The following is a 24,585-nucleotide window of genomic DNA, read 5'->3' on the forward strand; positions in this document are numbered from 1 at the left end:
TGCGGGGCAGGCTGAGGCACCTGCGATACGGCTCCGACCAGCGTGTTCCGCTGTGAGCGAACGCGGCGGGGATAGGGCCGTCAGAGGGCTACGAGCACGATCGGGCCGGTACGGAACGGGACGAGCGACCGCCGCGAGCAGGCGCGCGGCGTCGGCGGAGGGCACGGAGGTCAGCCGGGTGACGACGAAGAAGACGGCAGCCGAGAACGCGACGGCAGAACAGCTGGCGGAGAAGAAGCCAGCGAAGAAGGCAGCGCCTGCCAAGAAAACGGCACGCAAGGCAGCCCCTGCCAAGGCAGCCCCTGCCAAGAAGACGGCAGTCACAAAGGCGGTCACGAAGAAGGCGACCTCAGCCAAGAAGACCGCTTCCGCCAGAACCGCCGCCGTCAAGAAGGCCCCCGTCAAGAAGGCTCCCCCCAAGAAGACCTCCGCCAAGAAGACCGCCCCCAAGCCTCCCGGCTTCGCCAAGCGCGAATCCCGCGCCGACATGGTCAAGCGCGCCCACGCCATCAACGAGGTGCTCGCCGAGACCTACCCCTACGCCCATCCCGAGCTGGACTTCGAGGACCCCTTCCAGCTCCTCGTCGCCACCGTCCTCTCCGCGCAGACCACCGACCTGCGGGTGAACCAGACGACCCCCGCGCTCTTCGCGAAGTACCCGAACCCCGAGGACATGGCGGCGGCGGTCCCCGAGGAGCTGGAGGAGCTGATCCGGCCCACCGGCTTCTTCCGGGCGAAGGCGCGTTCGCTGCTCGGGCTCTCGGCGGCGCTCCGCGACGACTTCGACGGCGAGGTCCCCGCCACTCTCGACGCGCTCGTGAAGTTGCCCGGAGTGGGGAGGAAAACGGCTTTCGTCGTGCTCGGCAACGCGTTCGGTGTCCCGGGGATCACCGTCGACACCCACTTCGGGCGTCTCGCACGCCGCTGGAAATGGACGACGTCGGAGGACCCGGTGAAGGTCGAGGCCGATGTCGCCGCGATCTTCGAGCCCAGTGAGTGGACGATGCTCTCGCACCGCGTGATCTTCCACGGCCGCCGCATCTGCCACTCCCGCCGCCCCGCCTGCGGCGCCTGCCCCGTGGCCCCGCTCTGCCCCTCGTACGGCGAGGGCGAGACCGACCCGGAAAAGGCGAAGAAGCTCCTCAAGTACGAGAAGGGCGGCATGCCGGGGCAGCGCCTGAAGCCGCCCGCCGACTTTCCCGGACCCCCCGCGCCGCCCCTGGGCGCCTGACGGAGCCCGAACGCCCCTGACCCGGGCGCGCCCCTGATACGTCTCAGGGGCGCCCCCTAGGGGGCCGCACGCGCCCCCGCGCGCCCCGTGCACCCGCGTCTCCCCGTTCGCGGAACACTGCGGCTTCGCACAGACGTTGGAGCAGGAGAAGACGACGAGACGACGACCGGCCCTGCCGGAAGGAGAACCTGGTGGTGAATCGACCCTGAGCACCGAGAGCGAGTTCCGCACCGACAACCCGGGCCCCGGCAACAGCGCCGGCACGTACGAGGCCGGACGCGGCACGTACGAGGCCGGACGCGACGGTGGTCCGTACGAGGCCGGGCGCGGCATGTACGAGGACGGCGCCGCGAACGGTACGCACCCCGCGCCCGCCCGCCCCCAGGAAGGCGCCCTCCCCCAGGACGGTCCGGAAGGCGTCCTCCCTCCGCATGGCGCCCTCCCCCCACGTGCCGCCCCGCGCCCGGACCGCCCGGACCGCCCGGACGACACCCTGCGCCCGGACCGCGTCGGTCCCCCCGCGCCCCTCCCGGAGCCCCCTCCCGCCCCCCTCCACGGCCCACCCGCGCCCCCGGCCCCCATCCTCAGCACCGAGGGCCTGCCCGGCTGGCTGGACCCGGTCGTCGGGGCGGTGCGGACGGTACGGGGCGAGCAGCTCAGCGCCTTCCTGCCACCGGCGGACGGCGGCGGCAGGCAGTCGGCGGTGCTCATCCTGCTCGGTGAGGGCGAGGAAGGCCCCGAGCTGCTGCTCACCGAGCGCTCCTCCTCGCTGCGCGCCCACGCGGGCCAGCCCTCCTTCCCCGGCGGTTCCCTCGACCCCGCCGACGGCGATCCGCTCACCACCGGGCCACTGCGCGCGGCGCTCCGCGAGGCCGAGGAGGAGACCGGGCTCGACCCTGCGGGCGTCCAGCTCTTCGGGGTCCTGCCCCGCCTCTACATCCCGCTGACCCGCTTCGTCGTGACGCCCGTGCTCGGCTGGTGGCGCGAGCCGAGCCCCGTACGGGCCGTCGATCCCGGCGAGACCGCGCGCGTCTTCTCGGTGCCGGTGAGCGAACTCACTGACCCCGCGCACCGGGCCGTCGCGGTCCATCCACGCGGCCACGAAGGCCCCGCTTTTCTCGTTCGCGGCGCTCTGGTCTGGGGTTTCACCGCCGGAGTCATCGACCGGATGCTGCACTTCGCGGGCTGGGAGCGACCGTGGGACAGGGAGAAGCGGGTCTCACTCGACCAGCACGCATGACAGGGTGTCCCGGTGAACGCGCTGGACTTCTTCTTGCTGGCCGCCGCCGTGTGGTTCGCGATCGTGGGCTACCGCCAGGGTTTCGTCGTCGGCATCCTGTCAGTGATCGGCTTCCTCGGTGGGGGGCTCCTCGCCGTGTGGGTGCTGCCCGTGCTCTGGGACGCGCTGACCGACAACTCGGAGGCGAGCACGACCGCCGTCGTGGTCGGGGTGATCATCGTCATCGTGTGCGCCTCGACGGGTCAGGCGTTCACCACGCACCTCGGCAACAAACTGCGCACCCACATCACGTGGAGCCCGGCACGCGCGCTCGACGCGACAGGCGGGGCCGTCGTCAACGTCCTCGCGATGCTCCTCGTCGCCTGGCTGCTCGGCTCCTTGCTCGCGCAGACGACGCTGCCCACGGTCAGCAAGCAGGTCCGCACCTCCAAGGTGCTTCTCGGCGTCTCGCAGGCCATGCCGCAGGAGGCCGACAACTGGTTCTCCGACTTCCGCTCGGTCCTCGCGCAGAACGGCTTCCCGCAGGTCTTCAGCCCCTTCTCCAACGAGCCGATCAAGCCGGTCGACCCACCCGACCCCGCGCTGGCGAACAGTCAGGTCGCGCGGACGGCGAAGCAGTCGATCGTCAAGGTCGTCGGCACCGCGTCGGGCTGCGGCAAGGTCCTTGAGGGCTCCGGTTTCGTCTTCGCCAAGGACCGCGTCATGACCAACGCGCACGTCGTCGGCGGCGTCGGCGAACCGACCGTGCAGATCGGCGGCCAGGGCAGGCGCTACGACGGCACGGTCGTGCTCTACGACTGGAGGCGCGACATCGCGGTCCTGGACGTCCCCGGCCTGCCCGCGCCCTCGCTGCGCTTCACGGACGGCGACGCGAAGCCGGGCGACGGCGCGATCGTCGCGGGCTTCCCCGAGAACGGCGACTACGACGTCCGCCCCGCCAGGGTCCGCAGCCGCATCACCCCGACGGGCCCCGACATCTACCACCGGGGCACGGTGAGCCGTGACGTCTACTCGCTCTACGCCACCGTCCGCCAGGGCAACTCGGGCGGCCCGCTCCTCACCACGGACGGACGTGTGTACGGCGTGGTCTTCGCCAAATCACTCGACGACCCCGACACCGGCTACGCCCTCACCGCCGACGAGGTCCGCGACGACATCGACCAGGGCCGCACCGCGACCCAGCGCGTCGACACGGAGAGCTGCGCGCTCTGACCACGCCGAGGCGGCACGCACAGGCCCCGGCGAGCGTCGTCCCGGCGAGCGCAGAGGTTCCGCATGGCAGTACGTCGTCAGTAAGTCGGCAGCGAGGCGGCAGCGAGGCGGCAGTGCCCGGTGGCAGCGAGGTGGCAGTAAGTCGGCAGTGGAACGGCAGCGCGGCAGAACAGCACCACCCGGCAGGAGGCGGCAGCCGGGCGCGTACCGCAAGCCGACCTCGCCGCCAGGCCCACACGGCACCAGCACCCCGCACGGCACCAGCAGCCCGTACGGCACCAGGCCCCGTGCAGCGTCAAGGGCCCGTACGGCAGCAAGGGCCCGTACGGCCCCGCTTGAGCGCCGCCAGGCCCGTACGGCCCGTCGTCCCGCGCCCGACACCACCACGGGCCCCGACTGCCACGGATCACGTGGCGCGGGGCCCGGAGTGTCGTGCGTACGTGGTCGTGCGGGCCGGGAAGAGAGGCAGCCGCGCTCGCGGTGGCGACGCGTCCTGCCGGCCGTGCGCGGATTTCGTACGCGGAGCTGTGCGCCCCCGCGCCTCCGTGCTCCCCGGCCGGGCCCTGGCGTGGGCGCCGGGGTCGTTCAGTCGCGCGTGTGCCGGAGACGGGCCGAGACCCAGCGGGCCCGGCGGCGGAGGATGAGGGGGATGTTGACCCCGTCCGGGGAGGGGTGCGGTTCGCCGGAACCCAACGGACCCGCCCCCTCGTGGCTGCTCAGCGCGGAGACTGAGCGGCGGTCGCGTGCTGCGTCACTGTAGTCGTGCGTCCAGCCCATAACCCGTCCCTGCCCGGCTCTCATGGTCGGTAATCGCACCCCCGGCACCTAATTGGCCTATGCGGCTGGCAACACCTGTTCGATCGTCAGACGGTCCCGTCCGCTCAGCGGTACGGGTGGGGCCCGACGGGCCGGGGAGGGGAAGCGCACGGCGGCGCGGGGGGCGCACACGCGCACACCCCGGACCACGCGTCAGCCGCCGACGACACGCCCACGACACGGAGCGCGCGTCAGCGACCGACTCCGCACGGACCACATGCCGATGGCCGGAAAGAGGATCAGCGATCGGGTTCCGGGTCCCGCAGCCAGTCGATCAGCTCGCGGTTGAAGCCGAGCGGGTCCTCCTCGTGCGGGAAGTGCCCGAGCCCCTCGTAGAGCCGCCAGCGGTACGGCGCCTCGACGTACTCACCGGACCCCGCCGCCGAGCGGGTGCGCAGCACCGGGTCGAGTGCCCCGTGCAGGTGCAGCGTCGGGACCCGTACCGGCCGCTTCATCCGCCGGTAGAACTGCACGCCGTCGGGGCGCGCGAGCGAGCGTACGAGCCAGCGGTACGGCTCCACCGCGCAGTGCGCCGTCGAGGGGATGCACATCGCCCTGCGGTAGGCGTCGACCGTCTTGTCGTCCGGGAGGCGCGGCCCCGACCAGTCCCGCAGCAGCTCTCCCACGAGCGCGCCCTCGTCGGCGACGAGCTGCCGTTCCGGAATCCAGGGGCGCTGGAAGCCCCATACGTAGGAGCCCGCGGCGGACTGCCGCGGGTCCCTGAGCATCGCCGCGCGCCAGCGGCGCGGGTGCGGCATCGAGGAGACGGCGAGGCGGCGCACGAGCTTGGGCCGCATGACCGCGGCCGTCCAGGCGAGATAGCCGCCGAGGTCGTGCCCGACGAGCGCCGCGTCCGGCTCGCCGAGCGAGCGGATCACGCCGGTGATGTCGAGCGCGAGGTTCGCCGGGTCGTAACCGCGCGGCGTGCGGTCGCTGCCGCCGACCCCCCGCAGGTCCATCGCGACCGCCCGGTACCCGGCGGCGGCGAGCGCGGTGAGCTGCTCGCGCCACGTCCACCAGAACTGCGGGAAGCCGTGCACGAGCATGACGAGCGGCCCCTCGCCCGCCTCCGCGATGTGGAAGCGCGCGCCGTTCGCCGCCACGTCCCGGTGGGTCCAGGGACCGTCGATCCGGATCGCGGGGGCGGATTGCGCCGAACGGGGGTCGGTAGCCGTCATGAGGAGGAGCGTGCCACAGCCGAGGCGCCGTCCGCTCCCTCGCCGCCCTTCCGCGCCAGCGGCGGGAACTTCTCCAGCTCCGGCGTCTCGGGACGCGGGTGCGGCTTCGCGTTGGAGAGCACGTTGGCGTCGGCCTTCGCCGCGGCCGCCGCCTTCTGCGGGCCCTTGCCCTTCTGCGCCTTCTTGAAGAGGAGGAGACCGATGAGGCCGAAGAAACCGGCCACGATGACGCTCGCAGCGAAGGAGAGCAGGAAGCACACGGAGATGTGCCAGCCGCTCCAGGCGCGGATGCCGTACGCGAGCGCGAAGCTCAGCATCGGCAGCGAGAAGAGGAACAGCGTCAGCGCGACGATGAACGCCGCGCTCCCGGCCACACCCTTCTTCACGTCCTTCATGATCTGGATCTTGGCGAGCGCGATCTCGTCGTGGACCAGCGCGGACAGTTCGGAGGTCGCGGTGGCCACGAGCTGGCCGAGGCTGCGGTCCGCACTCAGCGCCGCGGCCGCCGCCGCCTCCTCGGGCTCGCCGGGGCGGTGACTCACGCTGTCGGGTGCGCTCATCGCGTACTCCCTCTTCTCTTTCGCCGGTCTGCGCGGGGGGCCCGGGCTCGCGGCCCCCGCCTCGTCCGGGCGGCGGCGCACCCGCCCGAAACACGGTCAGGGTTCAGATCATGCCGGACCCTTGCCCTTGCCGCTTCCCCCGCCCCGCCCGCCTGACTCCTGTCGGGTGGGGTACGGGTGGGGCCTGGAGGCGGTCCGGACGCGGTCCGGACGCGGCACGGGTGCGGTCCTGGCGCGGCGCGGGTGCGGCACGAGGTCCTTCGCGCGGCGTACGGGCCCGTCCCGGGACGTACGGGCCCCCGGCCCTGGGACCTATGGTCTCCGGCCGTACGTGGCACTCCCGCGCCGAACGGGACGTCAGTCCTGCGCCTGCGTCCGCCGTCGCGCGTATGCCCGGTTCCGTAGCCGCAGCAGCACCGTGGCGAGCAGTACCGCGATGAGGGACCCCGTCAGGACCGCGGCCTTGACCTCGTCCGTCAGGTGTGGATCGTCCGTGAAGGCGAGTTCGCCGATGAGGAGCGAGACCGTGAAGCCGATCCCGGCGAGCACGGAGACCGCGAAAAGGTCGGACCATACAAGGGAAGGACTGAGGGATGCCCGGGTCACTCGTGTGGTCAGCCACGTACCGCCGAAGATGCCCACCGTCTTGCCGACGACGAGCCCCAGGACCACGCCCAGCGTCTCGGGACGGGTGAAGACGTCGGCGAGCGCGCCGCCACCGACCGAAACGCCCGCCGAGAAGAGCGCGAACAACGGCACGGCGAGTCCTGCGGAGAAGGGGTGCACGATGTGCTCGACCCGCTCCCCGGGCGACAGTGCCTCGCCCTCCTCGCGGTGACAGCGCAGCATGAGCCCCATCGCGACGCCCGCGATCGTCGCGTGGACGCCGCTGTTGTACATGAGCCCCCAGATCACGAGCGCGAGCGGCACGTACACGTACCAGCCCCGCACTCGCAGGTGCCGCAGCAGGAACCAGAAGAGCAGCAGCCCGGCGACCGCGCCGCCGAGCGCCGCCAGATTCAGGCCGCTCGTGAAGAAGACCGCGATGATCAGGATCGCGAAGAGGTCGTCGACGACCGCGAGGGTGAGCAGGAAGGCGCGCAAGGGTGAGGGCAGCGCCCGGCCCAGCACGGCGAGCACCGCGAGCGCGAAGGCGATGTCCGTCGCGGTCGGCACCGCCCAGCCGCCCAGGTCACCCCCGCCCACCGTGTTGACGAGCGTGTACACGAGCGCGGGCGCGATCATCCCGCAGGCCGCGGCGACCACGGGCAGCAGCGCGGCCTTGGGATCGCGCAGGTCCCCCGCGACCAGCTCGCGCTTCAGCTCGGCACCGGCGACGAAGAAGAACACGGCCAGCAGACCGTCGGCCGCCCAGTGCTGGACGGAGAGGTGCAGACCGAGCGCCGCTGGCCCGAAGTGGGCGTCGCGGACCGTCTCGTAGCTGTGTGAAAGCGGGGTGTTCGCCCAGACGAGGGCGAGCACCGCGGCGACGAGGAGGAGCACCCCGCCGAGGGTCTCGGCGCGCAGGGCGTCGGCGAGGCGACGGGAGCCGCGGCGGTACTCGGGGAGCGGGAGGCCGCCGGGAAAGTGGCGGCCGGAAGGGGTCCGGCGAGGGCTGGGCACGGGGGCTCTCCAGGTCCGGCGCCCGTGCGGGCGCCGTTCGGCGTCAGGTGATCACACGCCGACCAGACTTCCCGGCACCCCTCTTCGGTTATCGGTACGCAGGGCGTACGCGGCCACCCTACCCACGGGCCCGCTCCGGGCCCACCCCCCTCACGTGCCCCGCCCGCCGGGCGCCGCCCCACCCGCGTACGGCCGAAGCCCGTACCGCCGAGGGCCCCGTACGGCGGAAGTCGCCCCCGTACGACGGAAGTCCCCCCCCGCACGGCGGAAGTCGCCCCCGTACGACGGAAGTCCCCCCGCACGGCGGAAGTCCCCCCGTACGACGGAGGGACGAGCCCCGAAGGACCCGTCCCTCCCTCGATCGACGGAGACCGTCAGTCGTCGCTGCCGCCGGAGGCAGGCAGCTTCGACTGGATGAGGTCCATGACCGAGGAGTCCGTCAGTGTCGTGACGTCGCCCAGCTCCCGGTTCTCCGCGACGTCCCGCAGCAGTCGCCGCATGATCTTCCCCGAGCGCGTCTTCGGCAGCTCGGCGACCGCCATGATCCGCTTCGGCTTGGCGATCGGCCCCAGCGTGGCGCCCACGTGGTTGCGCAGCTCGGTAACCAGGTCCTCGGACTCCGTCGCGGTGCCGCGCAGGATCACGAAGGCGACGATGGCCTGGCCCGTGGTCTGGTCGGCCGCGCCGACGACCGCCGCCTCGGCCACCGCCGGGTGCGAGACGAGCGCCGATTCGACCTCGGTCGTGGAGATGTTGTGCCCCGAGACGAGCATGACGTCATCGACCCGGCCGAGCAGCCAGATGTCGCCGTCCTCGTCCTTCTTCGCCCCGTCACCGGCGAAGTACTTGCCCTCGAAGCGTGACCAGTACGTGTCGATGAAGCGCTGGTCGTCGCCCCAGATGGTGCGGAGCATCGAGGGCCACGGCTCGGTGAGCACGAGGTAGCCGCCGCCTCCGTTCTCCACCTCGTTGCCCTCGTCGTCGACGACGGTCGCCGAGATGCCGGGCAGCGGCCGCTGGGCCGAGCCCGGCTTCGTCTCGGTGACACCGGGAAGCGGCGAGATCATCATCGAACCGGTCTCGGTCTGCCACCAGGTGTCCACGATGGGTGCCTTGTCGTGGCCGATGTTCTTGCGGTACCACATCCACGCCTCGGGGTTGATCGGCTCACCGACCGAACCGAGCACCCGCAGCGAGGAGAGGTCGAACTTCGCGGGGATGTCGTCGCCCCACTTCATGAACGTGCGGATCGCCGTCGGCGCCGCGTACAGGATCGTCACCCCGTACTTCTGGATGATTTCCCAGAATCGTCCCTGGTGCGGAGTGTCGGGCGTGCCCTCGTACATCACCTGCGTCGCGCCGTTGGAGAGCGGCCCGTAGACGATGTACGAGTGACCGGTGACCCAGCCGATGTCGGCCGTGCACCAGTAGACGTCCGTCTCCGGCTTGAGGTCGAAGACCGCGTGGTGGGTGAAGCTGGCCTGGGTGAGGTAGCCGCCCGAGGTGTGCAGGATGCCCTTCGGCTTCCCCGTCGTACCCGAGGTGTAGAGGATGAAGAGCGGCTGCTCCGCCTCGAAGGCCTCCGGGGTGTGCTCGGCGGACTGGCGCTCGGTCAGCTCGTGCCACCACACGTCGCGGCCCTCGGTCCACGCCGTGTCCTCGCCCGTACGGCGGACCACGACGACATGCTCGACCGTGTCGAAGCGCGAGACCGCCGCGTCCACGGCGGGCTTCAGCGCGCTCGGCTTGCCACGCCGGTAGCCGCCGTCGGCCGTGATGACCACCTTCGCGTCCGCGTCGGCGATCCGCGCCGCGATCGCGTCGGCCGAGAAACCGCCGAAGACGACGGAGTGCATGGCGCCGATGCGCGCACAGGCGAGCATCGCGATGACGGCCTCGGGGATCATCGGGAGGTACACCGCGACGCGGTCGCCCTTGCCCACGCCCAACTCGACGAGGCCGTTCGCCGCGCGCGAGACCTCGTCCTTGAGCTGCGCGTACGTGATGCTGCGGCTGTCGCCGGGCTCGCCCTCGAAGTGGATCGCGACCCGGTCCCCGTTGCCCGCCTCGACGTGCCGGTCCACGCAGTTGTACGCGACGTTCAGCTTGCCGTCGGCGAACCACTTGGCGAACGGCGGGTTCGACCAGTCCAGGGTCTCGGTGGGCTCGGTCTCCCAGCTCAGCCGGCGCGCCTGCTCGGCCCAGAAGCCGAGGCGGTCCTCGCGCGCCCGCTCGTAGGCGTCCGCCTTCACATTGGCGTGCGCCGCCAGCTCAGCCGGCGGCGCGAACTTCCGCTCTTCCTTGAGCATGTTGGCGATTGACGAACGCTCGCTCACTGACCCACCGTCCCGTGGTGTAGACCAATTCTGTCCTGCCAAGGGGATTCAACGCTCGCGGAGACATGAGGTCAACCCCCGCAAAGCGGACCCGCCAGGGCGCACGCGGACCACACGGACCCGCTACCCCTGGCACGGACATCCCACGTCGGAGGTTCACCCGTCACGCCCGCGAGGTGCGCAAACGCACCGCGAGCGCCCAGGAGCCCACCCGCCCGGCGCACCCCGACGACCCTGTTCCCCTCGCTCCTGCCCACCTGCCCCGCCACTCACTCCCCGCCACCCGGCGGCGTGTCCCCGCCGCGCGTCGGGGGGCGGCGAGAAGGAGGGCGCGCGGAGGCGGCGGGGCGTGGCGCAGGGGGCGTGACTCCGCCCTCGTACGTACGGGGATGGCGCAGCCGTACGTACGAGGGCGGACGCCCCGGGATGGACGCCCCGGGATGGATGCCCGGGGGGCTCCTCAGGTTGGACGCCCCGGGACGGGCCGTGGGCGACTCCGGGGGGAGGTTCGGGCGGCGGACGGGCGCGCCCGGGTCCTCCGTGCGGGAAAGCCGTCCTCCCTGCGGTGGATCTTCGGGGATTCCGGCTCGTCAGGCGGGTACGGGCCGCTCCGGCTCCTGGGCGGCGCTCACCTCCTCGAAGACGGGCGCGGCCCCGGCGGTGTCCTCACGGAGGAGGTACGCCTGCGCCTCGCCGACGTGGAAGTACATGCCATGCAGCGCGAGGCTGCCCTCGGCGAGCCTGCGGGCGACCGCCGGATGCCCCCGCAAGTGGTCCAGCTGCTGCACGATGTTGACGAGGCAGAGCTGTTCGGCGACGTCCACGGGCTCGCGCCGTGCGAAGCCGGGCAGCGCGCTCGCGTCGCCCCGCAGCCGGTCGAGGCTCGGTGCCCCGTACCGCAGCCACCGCCACAGCGGCGACAACGGCGCGTCCTCCGCCTCCTCGCCCGTGGCCCCGCTCCGCCGCTCGTCCGCGCTCAACAGCGCCTGCATCGCGCCGCAACCGGAGTGCCCGCACACGGTGATCGACTCGACGCGCAGCACGTCGACCGCGTACTCGATCGCGGCCCCCACCGAATCGTCCCCGCTCATCGCGCCTGCACCCTCCACCGAGCCCGAGCCCGAGCCCGAGCCCGAGCCCGAGCCCGAGCCCGAGCCCGAGCCCGAGCCCTTGTCCGCGCCTGGCGGCGGGACGAGATTGCCCACGTTGCGCACGGTGAAGAGGTCGCCGGGGCCGCTCGCCGTGATCATGCTCGTGACGAGGCGTGAATCCGCGCAGGCGAGGAAGAGCTGCGAGGGCCGCTGCCCCTCCCGCGCGAGGCGGGCGAGTTCCTCGCGCATGTGGGGCGCGGTGTCGCGCTGGAAGGCGCTGATCCCGGAGACGAGGCGCTGCGACCCGCTGCCCGCCCCGGTCGACGCTGCCACGGGGCCGATCGTCGCCGGCCTGCTGTGGTTGCGCCACGGTGTCCAGGTGCGGCAGTGGCTGTGCGGCCTCGGCGCCGGTTCGGTGACACGGGTGCCGACAGGTCCCGTCATGCTGACCGCGCCGCCCTGCGCGGTGTGCGAGGTCCGCCAGTCCTGGAGCGTCTCGAAAGCGGCGTGGTCCATGAACGAGCCGTCGAGTTCCACGACGACGGTGGCCTTCGCGGGCACGTGGTGCAGCGTGCGGCTCAGCCGCGGCACCGCCAGGAAGGTCAACTGCCCGCGTACGTGGACGAGGTGGTGACCCGCCCGCTCGTGATGGACGATCCGGGTGTGGCTCAGCCGGTGCAGGGCCAGGCCGACAGCGACGGCGATGCCGAGGCCGACCCCTTCGAGCACGCCGAGGAAGACGACACCGCACGTCGTCACGCCGTAGACGAGGAACTCCCCGTGCCGTGACACGGTCCTGATGTGGTGCAGATTGACCATCTGGATGCCCACGGACATCACGAGCGCGGCGAGCACCGCGAGCGGGATGTACTGGAGCAGGGGCACCGCGAGCAGTGCGGCGACCAGTACCCACACCCCGTGCAGCATCGTCGACGCGCGGCTCACCGCGCCCGCGTTGATGTTCGCGGTGCTGCGGACGGCGACTCCGGCGACGGGCAGGCCGCCGAGGGCGCCCGAGGCGATGTTCGCCGCTCCCTGGCCGAGCAGTTCGCGATCGAGGTTCGAACGCGGCACCCGTACGGCCTGTTCGGGCCGCCCTGCGACGAGCTTGTCCACGGCGACCGCGCCGAGCAGCGACTGCACACTCGTGACAAGCGTGACCGTCACGACCCCGGCGACGATGCCGCCGAGGGGGCCCTCCGGCAGGGCGGGCAGGGCGTGGTTGCTCCAGGAGGGCAGGTCGACACGGGGCAGCGAGAGCCCGGCGAGCGCCGCGAGGAGTGTCGCCGCAGTGACCGCGACGAGCGTGGCGGGCAGCAGTTTCGCGAGCCGCGCGGCGCGACCCGGAAGCTTGGGCCACAGGAAGAGCACGGCAAGCGTCACCACGCTCATGGCGAGCGCCGCCCACTGTGTGTCCGCGAGCTGGGCGGGCAGCCCGCGCAGATTGTCGAGCACGCTGCTCTGCGGCGTACCGCCGAGCACGATGTGCACCTGCGCCACGGCGATCGTGATGCCGATACCGGCGAGCATCCCGTGCACGATCGCGGGGCTCACCGCGAGCGCGGAACGTGCCACGCGGAGCACCCCGAGCCCGAGCTGGCAGACCCCGGCGAACACGGTGATCGCACAGGTCGCCCGCCAGCCGTACTGCTGGATGATGTCGGCCGTCACGACCGTGAGCCCGGCAGCGGGCCCGCTCACCTGGAGCGCCGAGCCGCCGAGCCGTCCCGCGATCAGCCCGCCCACGGCGGCCGCCACGAGCCCCGACTGAAGCGGTGCCCCGGTCGCCAGTGCGATGCCGAGCGAGAGCGGCAGAGCGATGAGGAACACGGAGATCGAGGCGGAGAGATCAACGGCCTCGGGGAGGCGGAAGCGGGGCCGAGGACGCGGACGCGGGGCGCCGGGGCGGGGGGACGGCTGGCGAAGGGGGCTGTGGGGGGCCTGGGAGGTGCGGGGGCCCCGGGGGGTGCGGGGGTGGTCGTGGGCGGGGGGTTCGGCCGTACGGGCCGGGGTGGGCTCGGTGGCGTCGGCCTTACCAGGGGCGGGTCCGGGGCCGTGTCCGGGTCCGGGGCCGTGCCCGGGTCCGGAGCGATGCCTGGTCCCGGGGTGATCTTCGGCTCCGGGCTTCTCGGGCTCCGGCGGCCCGTGCGAGGTGTGTGTGTTTACGCGAGAGGTCATGTTCCCGTCTCCTCCGGGGCTGCGCGGTCGCGTCAGGCGCGGCCGTGGGTCACGGCGTACAGCGGCGGGATGCGTGGTGTGCGGGGTGCGTGGCGTGCGATGTCTGTGTGGTCTGCGGTGGGCGGCTGCCGAGGTGCTTCTGGGCGCTGGGGTGCTGGGCTGCTGAGGTGCTTGAGGTGCTGGGGCGCGGGTCGGTGGCTGCCTGCGGCGAGTCCGGGGCGGCCCGGGGACGTACGCGTGGGGTGGGGGTGGGGGAGGCGACGCGCCGGTCTCGGTAGGGCCACCGAGCACACTGCTTCAACACTTGGTAAACGAACCGTAATTGAGAGTAAAGGATTCTTGCCGTCTATCGGGGCAAACAGGCCTTTAGTTCACCCGCAAGGGTGATTAATCATTTTGTACGGCTTGTCAGTCCATGACGGAATAGCCCGATATGTGACCTTGGCGCGGACCTCGGCCGGTCCCTTCCCGCCTGACGGGACGCGGTGCGGCCCACGTGAGCGAACCAAGGAAGAAGGTGGGCCGTCATGGCTGCCACCAGAAGAATGACGGCGGTGGCCACAGTGGCCGCCGCCTGCGCCGTCGCCCTGACAGGCTGCGGAGGCGGCGCCTCGCACGACACCGGTCACCCCAGTGCCCAGGGAAAGAAGGAGAAGGCCGAACCAGCCCCCGCCCCGAAGAACGCAGTCCGCCTCATCGGTGACGGGTCGACCGCCTTCACCGGCGTGCAGCCGCATCAGCTGCGTCCCGAGAAGCTCAAGGCCGGTCAAAAGCCTCCCCAGTTCGTCGTCTTCTCCTGGGACGGTGCGGGGGAAGACAGCCAGAAGCTCTTCTCGCACTTCCGCAAGGTCGCCAAGGAGAACAACGCGACCATGACCTTCTTCCTCAGCGGGGTCTACATGCTCCCCGGCGCGAAGAAGGACCTTTACCACCCGCCCATGCACTCCCCGGGCCGCTCCGACATCGGCTTCAACGACCTCAAGGGCATCCGTGACACCGTCGACCAGGTCCGGCAGGCCTGGCTGGAGGGCCACGAAATCGGCACCCACTTCAACGGCCACTTCTGTGGCAAGGGTGGCGGTGTGGGGGAGTGGTCCGTCGCGGACTGGCGCAGCGAGATCACTCAGGCCAAGCAGTTCGTGAAGACCTGGAAGACCAACACCGCCACCGGCAAGGCCGACCCGCTCCCCTTCGACTACGACAAGGAGCTGATCGGCGGCCGCACCCCCTGCCTCGAAGGCCAGCAGAACTTCATGGCCGCCGCCGGGCCGATGGGCTTCCGCTACGACAGCAGTGGTGTCCGCGAACAGGTCTGGCCCACCAAGAAGCAGGGCATGTGGGACCTCTCGATGCACATGGTCCCCATGCCGGGCCATACGTACGAGACCATCTCGATGGACTACAACTTCCTGGTCAACCAGTCCGGGACGACTCAGGGCGACCCCGCCAAGCGCGCGTTCTGGGGCAACCAGATGCGTGACGGGCTCCTCCAGTCCTTCGACCGCTCCTACCAGGGCAACCGCGCCCCGGTGATCATCGGCAACCACTTCGAGTCCTGGAACGGCGGCACGTACATGCACGCCGTCGAGGACGTCGTCAAGACGGTCTGCCACAAGAAGGACGTCCGCTGCGTCTCCTTCCGCGAACTCGCCGACTGGCTCGACGCCCAGGACCCCGCGACCCTCGCCAAGCTCCAGAAGCTCGGTGTGGGCCAGGCCCCCAAGGACGGCTGGGGCGCCCTCGACTCCACCACCCCGGCCGCCGCCGACGCCGCCGCGGGCGCCCAGCCGCAGAAGAAGGAGGAGAAGAAGAACTGAGCCGGAACAGGACGAACGAGGCAGGTCCCTGCGGGGCCGGCGTCCCACAGGGTCCCGCCCCTCCGGGACCGTCCTCGCGCAGTGCGTCCCCGGAGCTGTTCAGCGCCCCCGCGAACTGATCGGGAGCGCCCGGCCGGTCCCGCTGGCGCACAGCGGCACGGCCGACAACTGTTGAGGTGTGGTGGGGTCCGTCGCGACGGACCCCACCGACTCCGTGCCCGGACCGGCATTCGGGGTGCCGGCCAGGGCACGGGGTCTGGGCTGATCGTACGGGTCCCTGGCCGGGGGAGGGGCCGGTTCGGGAGGAACGACGCAGACCGTGGTCCGGACGCTACACGGATCAGCCTCGCCCGCCACCCGCCTCACCCTTTTCCCGCCTCTCCCGAAGCCGCCCCTGCCCCACTCCCGCCGCCCCGTCCACCTCGTCCCTGCGCACCTGCCGCACACGAGTGAGGCCCCGGTGTTCCCTTGCCGCACAAGGGATTCAGGCACTCGCGCCTCTCTCGGGCCCCTGCGAACAAACGCCGCCCGGCTCCTGCTTTCGCGTCTCACCGACGTCAACCTCGCGCCCCTTCCGGACCCCTCCTTCGGGGAGTCCCCGGCAGTCAACGCGCGACGCCCGGTTCGCCCGCCCGTGTACTGGTGCCCCTGCCGCCCCTCGTGCGGCTCTGCCCACCCCGCACCGCATCGCTCCGCATCGCCCGGTACCGATCGGCCTCGTCAGATGGCGTCCGTCATCGTGTCCTGGTCGAGTACGTGCCGAAGGCCGCCCGTGCTCCGTTTCCGGCCGCTTTCGTCGAGGACGAAGTCGGGGTCGACCTGCGAGGCGAGGTTCGCCCCCGTCCGCTCGTTGCCCCAGCTCCGCGCGTTCTTCAGGTGGAAGTGCACCATCTGCCGCGTGTACCGCTCCCAGTCCCGCCGTGGGTACGCGGCGTCCACGCACCTCTGGAGGTCGGCCAGCGCCGCTCTGTTCTCCCCCTCCAGTTCCCCGAACGGCGCCGGGTGTCCCTTCTCCGTCGCCCGCACCCACCGCGACCTGCCGATTGTCACGAGCAGGTCATCGCCCACCTCGTCCTTCAGGAACGCGAGGTCTTCCGGCTCGTCCACCTTGTTGCCCACGACCCGGAGCGCCACCCCGAAGTCCTGGGCGTACTCCTTGTACTGGCGGTAGACCGACACCCCCCGCCGGGTCGGCTCCGCCACCAGGAAGGTCATGTCGAAGCGAGTGAACAACCCGGAGGCGAAGGAGTCCGCGCCGGCGGTCATATCCACCACCACGTACTCGTCCCGCCCGTCCACCAGGTGGTTGAGGTACAGCTCCACCGCCCCGACCTTCGAGTGGTAGCAGGCCACCCCGAGGTCCGCCTCGGTGAACGCCCCGGTCACCATGAGCCTGGCGTCCGCTTCGTCCAGCTCCACCCGGCGCGCGCAGGCATCGTGCACCGGGTTCGCCTCCGCCACCCGGAGCAGACGCGAACCCGCGCCCGGCGGGGTCGTCTTGATCATGGTGTCCACCGAGGCGATGCGGGGATTGCTCCCCCGCAGGTACTCCTTGATGAGCGGGAGCCGTACGCCCATCGCGGGCAACTGCGCCGCCTCCTCCTCGGTCAGGCCGAGGGCCACGCCGAGGTGCTGGTTGATATCGGCGTCCATCGCGAGGACGGGGGCACCTGTCCTCGCGAGGTGGCGGACGAAGAGTGCGGCCAGGGTCGTCTTGCCACTGCCGCCCTTCCCTACGAAAGCGATCTTCATATTCACCTAGCGTAGAGAGTCGGTGGCGGTTCGTGTCCAACCCGCGTGAAGAACACCACTCCTTCGAGGGGCTGGCACCTCGACTGCGTAGGGTCTTACTCATGAGTACGACAGCAGCGGGCGCCGACCCGTTCGCCGCCCTCGCGGGCCTGCCGGGGGTACCGGAGGCGGTCGAATCCGTCCGCACCGCCGTGGACCGCGTCTACGCCCACCGCGTCATGCGGCGTCGCAGCAACGAGATCAGCTCCGAGGCAGCCCTGCGAGGCGCCCGCGCCTCCGCCGCGCTCGACGGGGCCGACTGGGCGCTGGAGGAGGTGCGACGCCGTACCGACTTCGGCTCGGAACCCGAGGCGCGCACGGTGGGCGCGGCGCTGCGGCTGAGCGCCGAGGCGGGACAACTCCTTTCCGTGTGGGGCCAGTCGCCGTTGCGCGTCCTGGCCCGCCTGCACGTGGTGGCCGAGGCGAGGGAAGCCCCCGAGGTGGGACGACCCCGGGTGGCGGGCGAGAGCGTCCAGGATCTCGACCTCGGGCTCGCCCTGCCCGACGCCGCCGAGACCGCGGCCAGGCTGGAGGGGCTGACCGCGCTGCTCGCCTCCGGTTCCACGGCGCCCGCCCTGGTCGTCGCGGCGATCGTGCACGGCGAACTCCTCGCCCTGCGACCTTTCACGACGCGCAACGGGCTGGTCGCGCGCGCCGCCGAGCGCATCGTGCTGGTCGGCTCGGGTCTCGACCCGAAGGCGGTGTGTCCCGCCGAGGTGGGGCACGCGGAGCTGGGAGCCGAGGAGTACTCCCGAGCCCTGGCCGGATACGTCACCGGCACCCCGGCGGGTGTGGCCGGCTGGGTCCGGCACTGTGCGCGGGCGGTGGAACTCGGCGCGCGCGAGTCCACCGCCGTGTGTGAGGCACTTCAGCGCGGGGCTGCTTGAAGTGCCCTCCCCGAGTGGGTGAGCCGTCGGCGACGGCCTCCTGGCACCTGCGGTCGGTGCGAGGGCTCGGGGGAATCACGAGCGAGGGCGGCTCAACTCGTGTGGCTGCGGCGGCTGGAGTACCAGACCAGCCCCGCAGCGGCGGCAGCGCCGAACGCCGCCGCGGCGAAGAGGACCGGCGTGGGCGGCCGGAACCTCGGCAGGCGCTGCTTGAGCCGTACCGGACGGTGGAAGTCCAGTACCGGCCACTCGCGGGCGAGCGCCTCCTTCCGCAGGGCGCGGTCGGGGTTGACCGCCGCCGGGTGCCCCACCGCCTCCAGCATCGGCAGGTCGGTCGCCGAGTCGCTGTAGGCGTAGCAGCGGGTCAGGTCGTAGCCCTCGGTCGCGGCCAGTTCCTTCACTGCCTCGGCCTTGGTGGGGCCGTAGGCGTAGTACTCCACCTCACCCGTGTAGCAACCGTCCTCACCCACCACCATGCGCGTCGCGACCACTCGGTCCGCTCCCAGCAACTCGCCGATCGGCTCGACGACTTCGGCGCCCGAAGTGGAGACGATCACCACGTCGCGCCCCGCCGCGTGATGTTCCTCGATGAGGGAAGCCGCCTCGTCGTAGATGATCGGGTCGATGAGATCGTGCAGGGTCTCCGCCACGATCTCCTTGACCTGCCGCACGTTCCAGCCGCGACACAGAGAGGAGAGGTAGGAGCGCATCCGCTCCATCTGGTCGTGGTCGGCGCCACCCGCGAGGAAGACGAACTGCGTGTACGCGGTTCGCAGAGCGGCTCTGCGGCTGATCAGTCCGCCTTGATAGAAGGACTTGCTGAACGTGAGTGTGCTCGACTTCGCAATGACGGTCTTGTCGAGGTCGAAGAAGGCGGCTGCGCGCGGCAAGGAGTGGTTTTCCACGGGGCCGAGCATAGGCGCCCGCCATTCGGCGTAAGGCGGCGCGTGCGGGTTTGCCTGAGAGGGCGCTCGGGTACACCATGAAAGTCACGGATCGTTCGCGACCGTGTCTAACACGGCCCGACTCCTCCCCCCCCCCCCGAGTCGGCCGTGGAGACGACCCCCGCTCTCCCCCCCGGCGGGGGTCGTCGCATGTCTGCGGTCGTTTGATGCGGTTTGTCCGACTCGCCATCAGGTTTCCCCCTCCTCTGCGCATGACGCGCCCCCCGTCCCGGCCGCTGGTGCGGTCGAGTGCTCGTGATGCACAGCCTGTCACGTTCCGTGGTCGCTCGGGCGCATCGCGCTGAAATCTGTGGATAACTTCGGTACTTCTCTCACTCTCGTCACCGGAATGAGTGACGCGAATATCTACTTCCGCTGAGTTATCCACAGATTTGCTCTCGGGTGCTCAATGCTTCCCCGCTCTCTGCAAGCCTGAATGCGTTCGCGAAGAACGTGCGGGCCGTTCCCGGGTCTTCCCGGCGGCAGGACGCTTCATTTCGCGGCGCGCGCTTACGCGCGGCAGGCCGGTCCAACGGCGCGGATCACACCGAGCGACGGCCTGGAAAGACGACACCGAAAGGAAGCGGAAGTGATGGGTGTGCACGGGGGAAGGCGAGAAGAGGCCCGCACCGGCGCGGTGCGGGACGAGGCAAGGACCGCTGGCTCGGGAAGCTCCGCGCGGGGCAGCTCGGGCCCGGCACCGCGCGGGAGGCCGATGGCGACTGTCTCCGGTGCGGAGGTGAGGGAGGGGCGGCCGCCCGGGCCGCTCGTCATCACCGAGGACCCCGAACTCCTCGATGACGTCCTGCGGTTGTGTGCGGCGGCCGGTGTCATCCCCGAAGTGCGCCATACCGCGCCGGAGCGGCGCGGGGAGTGGGAGACACCCCCTCTCGTCCTGCTCGGCACCGACGTACTGCCCCACCTCTCAGGACTGGCGCGCAGGCCCGGTCTGCTGGTGCTGAGCCGCGTCCCGGTCACCGGGCAGGGTGTCTGGCGGCACGCGGTGGAGACCGGTGCCGAGCACGTACTCGTGCTGCCCGACGCCGAGGAATGGCTCACCGACCGGCTCGCCGAGGTCGCCGAAGTGGCCGAGGGCGGGACCGCGGGGCCCGCCCTCACCGTCGGTGTCATCGGGGGCCGGGGCGGCGCCGGTGCCTCGACACTCGCCTGCGCGCTGGCCCTGTCCTCGGCGGCCGACAACAGGAAGACCCTCCTCGTCGACGCCGACCCCTGGGGCGGCGGCATCGACGTCGTCCTCGGCGCCGAGCGTCAGAACGGCCTCCGCTGGCCCGATTTCGCTCGCTCACGGGGACGGGTCAGCGGCAGCGCCCTGGAGGAATCCCTCCCCGCCTCGCACGGCCTGCGCGTCCTGAGCTGGGACCGCGGGGAGACCCACGGCATCCCGCCCGAGGCGGTGCGCGCGGTCCTGGCGGCCGGGCGACGCCGGGGCGGAGCCGTCGTCGTCGACCTGCCGCGCCGCTGCGACGCCGAGGTCGCGGAGGTACTGCGCCAGCTCGACCTCGTCCTGCTCCTCGTCCCCAAGGAACTGCGTGCCCTGGCCTCGGCCCGTAAGGTCGCCGCCGGCGTCGGCGCCCTGACCCCAGATGTCCGGCTCCTCGTCTCCGCGCCGCCCGCCCCCGCGGTCACCGAGCTGGACACGGCCGAAGTGGTGCGCCTGCTCGGACTGCCCTTCGTCGGCGAAGTGCCCTGGGAAGGCGGCCTGGTGCGCGCGCAGGCCACGGGAAGGCCGCCCGGCTCGCGGGGCCCGCTCGCCCAGTTCTGTCAGGACTTCTGGGACGAGGCCGCGCCCCCGCAGCAGGGAAGGGGCAGGCGCCCGCAAGGAAGGAAAGGTGCACGGGGTACCCACGCGCGGAGCGCCCGCCGAGGACATCCCATGCCACCGGGCGACCCGGAGACCGCGCCCCCCGCTCCCACGGCGGGACCGTGTGACAGCGGTGCCGCGCACCGTTCGGCCGGAACGTGGGGATTCGGGAGCGGGACACGCGTACTCGGCCGCCGCCCCGTCGGAGCCTGGCCCGAGGGCAGTCGGCCGGCCGGGCCCGTACGGCCCGTACGCACGGACGCGGACCCGCGGCGCGCGCGGGAGTACGCGGCGGACGAGCAGGCCGCGCTCGCCTACCGGGCCGCCGTGCGCGAGGCGGGAGCACTACGGTGATCCCCACAGCCGAAGGGCTTCTCGACGGAGTGCGCCGCTGGCTCGCCGAGCACGGTGCCGAACCCACTCCTGCCAAGGTCGCTCTCGCCGTGCGGGAGCAGGGCGGCGTGCTCGGCGACAGCGAGGTATTGCGCTTCACACACCTGCTGCGCTGCGAACTCATCGGCGCCGGACCGCTGGAGCCGCTGCTCGCCGACCCGGACGTGACGGACGTCCTGGTCTCCGCGCCCGACCGGGTCTGGGTGGAGCGCGGCGGCGGCCTCGAACTGAGCGGAGTGCGCTTCGCCGACGGCGCGGCGGTGCGCCGACTCGCGCAGCGACTCGCCGCCGTCGCGGGCCGCCGCCTCGACGACGCCCACCCCTGGGTGGACGCGCGCTTGCCCGACGGAACACGACTGCACGCCGTGCTGCCGCCGGTCGCGGTCGGCTCCGCCTGCCTGTCCCTGCGGGTCGTGCGCCCCCGCGCCTTCACCCTGGCCGAGCTGACAGCGGCAGGCACGATCCCACCCGGTGGCGACGCCGTCCTGCGCGCCCTCGTCGCCGGGCGCCTCTCCTTCCTGGTCAGCGGTGGCACGGGGACGGGCAAGACGACGCTGCTCAGCGCGCTGCTCGGTCTCGCCGGTCCGGCGGAACGCCTCGTACTGGCCGAGGACTCGGCCGAGCTGAGGCCCGCGCACCCCCACGTCGTACGCCTGGAGACGCGGCCCGCCAACCAGGAGGGCGCGGGCCGCGTCACGCTCCAGGATCTCGTCCGTCAGGCGCTGCGGATGCGGCCCGACCGGCTGGTGGTCGGCGAAGTGCGCGGGGCCGAGGTCGTCCACCTGCTCGCCGCTCTGAACACCGGGCACGAGGGCGGCTGCTGCACGGTTCACGCCAATACCGCCTCCGACGTACCTGCTCGCCTGGAGGCGCTCGGCACCGCCGCTGGGCTCGACCGGGCCGCGCTGCACAGCCAGGTGGCCGCCGCGCTCTCCGTGGTCCTTCACCTGGCCAGGGACAGCGCGGGCCGACGCAGGATCGCCGAGATCCGGGTGTTCGCCCGTGATACGGCCGGGTTCGTCGTGACGGTGCCCGCCTTGCGCTGGAGTGAGAAGGCATTCGTGCGTGAGGAAGGATGGCTCCGGCTCAGGGAACTGCTGCGCGAACGGGGTCAGGAGTTCGCGTCGTGACAGGGCGATCGTGGTGGCGTCTCGCGGAAGCGGCGCCCGGATTTCACGGAGCGCCCGGATTTCACGGAGCGCTCGGATCACCTGCCTGGGCGGTCGTGCTGGCGGTGGTGGGCCTGGCAGTCGTGCGGTGGGGCGGTCGGCCCGGGACCGCGAGGGCCCGGGCACTGCTGGCCGATGGCGCGGGACACGAACCGCCCGCCGCGTGGCGGCGCTCGCTCGCGCGGCTGCGGGCCCAGTGGCGCCCGGAGTGGTGGTGTGCGCCCGGGGCGGTGGCGGTGGCGCTGCTGGCGGGCTCCCTCGTCCCGTTGGCGCTGGCGCTGCCCGCCTGGCCACTCGTGCGCGGAGTGTGCCGCACCCGTGCGGCGGCGGGGGCGCGGGCGGCACGCGCGGACGCGGTGGTGGTGCTGTGCGGACTTCTGGCAGGCGAGGTACGGGCCGGGAGCAGGCCGGCCGAGGCCTTGGCCCACGCGGTGGACGCCTGCGGCGAACTCGGCCGGGGACGGGCGGACATCCTCGCCGCGGCCCGCTTCGGCGGGGATGTCCCCGCGGCACTGCGCGAGGCGGCACGCGTGCCGGGCGCCGAAGGCCTCGTCGGCCTGGCGGCCTGCTGGCGGGTGGCCCTCGACCGGGGAGCCGGGCTCGCGGTCGGCCTGGAGCGACTGGAGCGTGCGCTTCTCGCCGACCGCGACCAACGCGCGGACCTCCTCGCCCAGCTGAGCGGCGCGCGGGCGACGGCGGGGCTCCTGGCCGCGCTGCCACTCCTCGGAGTGCTCCTCGGCTCGGCGGTCGGCGCGGCACCGCTGAGCGTGCTCTTCGGCTCGGTACCGGGGTTCGTGTGCCTTGTGCTCGGGAGCGCCCTGGAGGCGGCCGGGGTGTGGTGGTGCCTGTGGCTCGTCCGGCAGGCGCAGCACGGCGCGGGGGTGGCGAGGTGAGCGCGGAGGCGGTCCACAGGGTGGGGATCGCGGTGTGGGCGCTGGCGTTGTTCCTCTTCCCCGGCACGCTGCTCGCCCGTCGTCGAAGGGCGGTGGTTCGGGGCCGCGGGCGTCGGTTGTTCGGTGCGGCGGGGGCCGGTCGCCCGCTCCGTACGCGCCTGCCGGCGGGGACCGCTGCGGCGCGACGGTGGGTGACCGTCGTGGGGGCGGGGTGCGCCGTGTGGTCCCTGGGCGGCGGTACGAGCTGGCTGGTCGGTGGGATCGCGGCGGCCGTCTTCGTGCACCGGTGGATGCGCGCTGATGACGTGCGTCGGCGGAACAGTCGGCCCGGGGGCAACAGAGAGCTGAGGGGCTTTCGGCGACCACGCCGGCGGGAGGAGGGGACGCCGGCCGACCTGCCGCTCGCCGCGGACCTGCTCGCCGCCTGCGTGGCGGCGGGGGCGGGGCCCGTGGAAGCGGCGGAGGCCGTGGGCGGCTCCCTCGACGGGCTGGTCGGGGAGCGCCTGCGGCACGTGGCCGCGGAGATCCGCCTGGGCGGGGAACCGGAGCGGGCCTGGGCACTCTTCGGCTCTCTGCCCGGAGCGGGCGGCCTCGCGGGGTTGCTCCAGCGCGCCACGACGTCCGGAGCCCCGGTCGCGGCGCCGGCCCTCGCGCTCGCGGCGGACTGCCGCGCCCGCTGGGCGCGCGCCGCCACCGCGCGGGCTCGACGGGCCGGGGTGCTCGTGACCGCACCGCTCGGCCTCTGCTTCCTCCCGGCCTTCCTGATCCTCGGGGTGGCACCCGTCCTGCTCGGGTTGGCGGGGGAGTTGACACGCCGCTGAGCGGAGCGGCGGTGAAAGGACAGCTCGGCGGGCGGAGAAGCCCCCGAGGCGGAGAAGAAACCAGAAGGAGTACGTGATGGGGAACGACGTGAAGTCCGCACGCGAGACGCGAGGCAAGGGCGCCGGTGCGCGCGGAGCCGCACGAGGCAGCGTGCATGGCAGGAGGCGGGGTGGAACCGGCGCCAAGGGCAGGGCGCGCCGGGACCTCGGGGAAGAGCGTCTCGTCATCGCCCGCGGTTGTCGCGCCCTCGCCGCCGGTGCGCGTGAGCGGGGCGTCGCGAGCGTGCCCGAGCGGGGCGTTCCGGGGCGTCACCGGACGGGCGCTCATCGGAGGGGAGACGCGGTGCCGAGGCCCGGTGGCGAGCGGGCGCCCGGGTGCGCGGCGCTGAGCCCGCGCCGTGCGGGGGGTGCCGTGGGGGAGGGGCGCCTGACGGGGAACGGTGTTGCGATCCCTGCGAAAGCGAACGGCCCGCGAGAGGCGAACACCCTCGGGAAGGCGCCGGGTTCCGCAGGACCGGCCGCTCCCACACAGGCCGACGGCCCCGTGTGGGTGACCGACTCGGGAGAGCCGCGTGATCCGGCG

Annotated in this window: 16 protein-coding genes and 1 pseudogene; 9 read left to right on the forward strand and 8 right to left on the reverse strand. The window is 72.3% G+C overall.

Going from position 1 to position 24,585, the window contains the following annotated elements; all coding sequences use genetic code 11:
- Positions 1 to 178: 178 nt before the first annotated feature.
- The 3 genes from nth (at position 179) to ACQYWQ_RS16835 (ending at position 3,683) form a co-directional block, all read left to right on the forward strand.
- Positions 179 to 1,231, forward strand: coding sequence for an endonuclease III (nth, locus tag ACQYWQ_RS16825; protein ID WP_431035559.1), 1,053 nt, complete (start codon positions 179 to 181; stop codon positions 1,229 to 1,231).
- Positions 1,232 to 1,811: 580 nt separating this feature from the next.
- Positions 1,812 to 2,471, forward strand: a complete 660-nt coding sequence (locus tag ACQYWQ_RS16830) for an NUDIX hydrolase (protein ID WP_431039221.1) — start codon at positions 1,812 to 1,814, stop codon at positions 2,469 to 2,471.
- 12 nt (positions 2,472 to 2,483) lie between these two features.
- Entirely contained in the window at positions 2,484 to 3,683 is a 1,200-nt protein-coding gene (locus ACQYWQ_RS16835) for a MarP family serine protease (protein WP_431035560.1), read from the forward strand.
- A 585-nt stretch (positions 3,684 to 4,268) separates the two neighbouring features.
- Here ACQYWQ_RS16835 and ACQYWQ_RS16840 read toward each other — a convergent pair.
- The 6 genes from ACQYWQ_RS16840 to ACQYWQ_RS16865 form a co-directional block, all read right to left on the reverse strand.
- Positions 4,269 to 4,460, reverse strand: a complete 192-nt coding sequence (locus ACQYWQ_RS16840; RefSeq protein WP_030999174.1) for a hypothetical protein — start codon at positions 4,458 to 4,460, stop codon at positions 4,269 to 4,271.
- A 278-nt stretch (positions 4,461 to 4,738) separates the two neighbouring features.
- Positions 4,739 to 5,677: an alpha/beta fold hydrolase gene (locus tag ACQYWQ_RS16845; RefSeq protein WP_431035561.1), complete on the reverse strand. Its 939-nt coding sequence runs from the start codon at positions 5,675 to 5,677 to the stop codon at positions 4,739 to 4,741.
- The gene (locus ACQYWQ_RS16850) at positions 5,674 to 6,237 is read right to left on the reverse strand and encodes a phage holin family protein (protein WP_431035562.1); all 564 of its coding nucleotides are present in this window, start codon (positions 6,235 to 6,237) and stop codon (positions 5,674 to 5,676) included. Before ACQYWQ_RS16850 ends, ACQYWQ_RS16845 begins: the two co-directional genes overlap by 4 nt.
- 357 nt (positions 6,238 to 6,594) lie before the next feature.
- Positions 6,595 to 7,860 (reverse strand): Na+/H+ antiporter NhaA, encoded by a 1,266-nt coding sequence (gene nhaA / locus ACQYWQ_RS16855; RefSeq protein WP_431035564.1) that lies wholly within the window; start codon positions 7,858 to 7,860, stop codon positions 6,595 to 6,597.
- A gap of 374 nt (positions 7,861 to 8,234) precedes the next feature.
- Positions 8,235 to 10,169 carry an acetate--CoA ligase gene (gene acs / locus ACQYWQ_RS16860; RefSeq protein ID WP_431039222.1) on the reverse strand — a complete coding sequence of 645 codons (1,935 nt, stop codon included), beginning with the start codon at positions 10,167 to 10,169 and terminating at the stop codon, positions 8,235 to 8,237.
- Between the two features lie 617 nt (positions 10,170 to 10,786).
- The gene (locus ACQYWQ_RS16865) at positions 10,787 to 13,465 is read right to left on the reverse strand and encodes a bifunctional SulP family inorganic anion transporter/carbonic anhydrase (RefSeq protein ID WP_431035566.1); all 2,679 of its coding nucleotides are present in this window, start codon (positions 13,463 to 13,465) and stop codon (positions 10,787 to 10,789) included.
- Positions 13,466 to 13,992: 527 nt separating this feature from the next.
- Between ACQYWQ_RS16865 and ACQYWQ_RS16870 the strand changes: the two genes are divergently transcribed.
- The gene (locus ACQYWQ_RS16870) at positions 13,993 to 15,282 is read left to right on the forward strand and encodes a hypothetical protein (protein WP_431035567.1); all 1,290 of its coding nucleotides are present in this window, start codon (positions 13,993 to 13,995) and stop codon (positions 15,280 to 15,282) included.
- A gap of 720 nt (positions 15,283 to 16,002) precedes the next feature.
- Here ACQYWQ_RS16870 and ACQYWQ_RS16875 read toward each other — a convergent pair.
- On the reverse strand, positions 16,003 to 17,034 hold the full coding sequence (locus ACQYWQ_RS16875; protein ID WP_431035569.1) for an ATP-binding protein: 1,032 nt from the start codon (positions 17,032 to 17,034) through the stop codon (positions 16,003 to 16,005).
- 101 nt (positions 17,035 to 17,135) lie between these two features.
- Between ACQYWQ_RS16875 and ACQYWQ_RS16880 the strand changes: the two genes are divergently transcribed.
- Positions 17,136 to 17,960, forward strand: coding sequence for an oxidoreductase (locus ACQYWQ_RS16880; protein ID WP_431035571.1), 825 nt, complete (start codon positions 17,136 to 17,138; stop codon positions 17,958 to 17,960).
- Between the two features lie 92 nt (positions 17,961 to 18,052).
- Here the strand turns inward: ACQYWQ_RS16880 and ACQYWQ_RS16885 are convergent, their stop codons facing one another.
- Positions 18,053 to 18,877: an HAD family hydrolase gene (locus ACQYWQ_RS16885; RefSeq protein ID WP_431035572.1), complete on the reverse strand. Its 825-nt coding sequence runs from the start codon at positions 18,875 to 18,877 to the stop codon at positions 18,053 to 18,055.
- Positions 18,878 to 19,619: 742 nt separating this feature from the next.
- Between ACQYWQ_RS16885 and ssd the strand changes: the two are divergent.
- The 4 genes and pseudogenes from ssd to ACQYWQ_RS16905 form a co-directional block, all read left to right on the forward strand.
- Positions 19,620 to 20,708, forward strand: a pseudogene (gene ssd, locus ACQYWQ_RS16890) (septum site-determining protein Ssd); the annotation flags it as partial.
- Positions 20,709 to 21,076: 368 nt separating this feature from the next.
- Complete coding sequence (locus ACQYWQ_RS16895; protein ID WP_431035574.1) at positions 21,077 to 22,249, forward strand: TadA family conjugal transfer-associated ATPase; 1,173 nt, start codon at positions 21,077 to 21,079, stop codon at positions 22,247 to 22,249.
- Complete coding sequence (locus ACQYWQ_RS16900; RefSeq protein WP_431035576.1) at positions 22,246 to 23,181, forward strand: type II secretion system F family protein; 936 nt, start codon at positions 22,246 to 22,248, stop codon at positions 23,179 to 23,181. The genes ACQYWQ_RS16895 and ACQYWQ_RS16900 overlap by 4 nt, the downstream gene beginning before the upstream one ends.
- Complete coding sequence (locus tag ACQYWQ_RS16905; RefSeq protein ID WP_431035578.1) at positions 23,178 to 24,002, forward strand: type II secretion system F family protein; 825 nt, start codon at positions 23,178 to 23,180, stop codon at positions 24,000 to 24,002. Before ACQYWQ_RS16900 ends, ACQYWQ_RS16905 begins: the two co-directional genes overlap by 4 nt.
- Positions 24,003 to 24,585 lie beyond the last annotated feature (583 nt).

Origin of the sequence: Streptomyces sp. P6-2-1, from assembly GCF_050613165.1 — a bacterium.
In the GTDB taxonomy this organism is placed as follows: Bacteria; Actinomycetota; Actinomycetes; order Streptomycetales; family Streptomycetaceae; genus Streptomyces.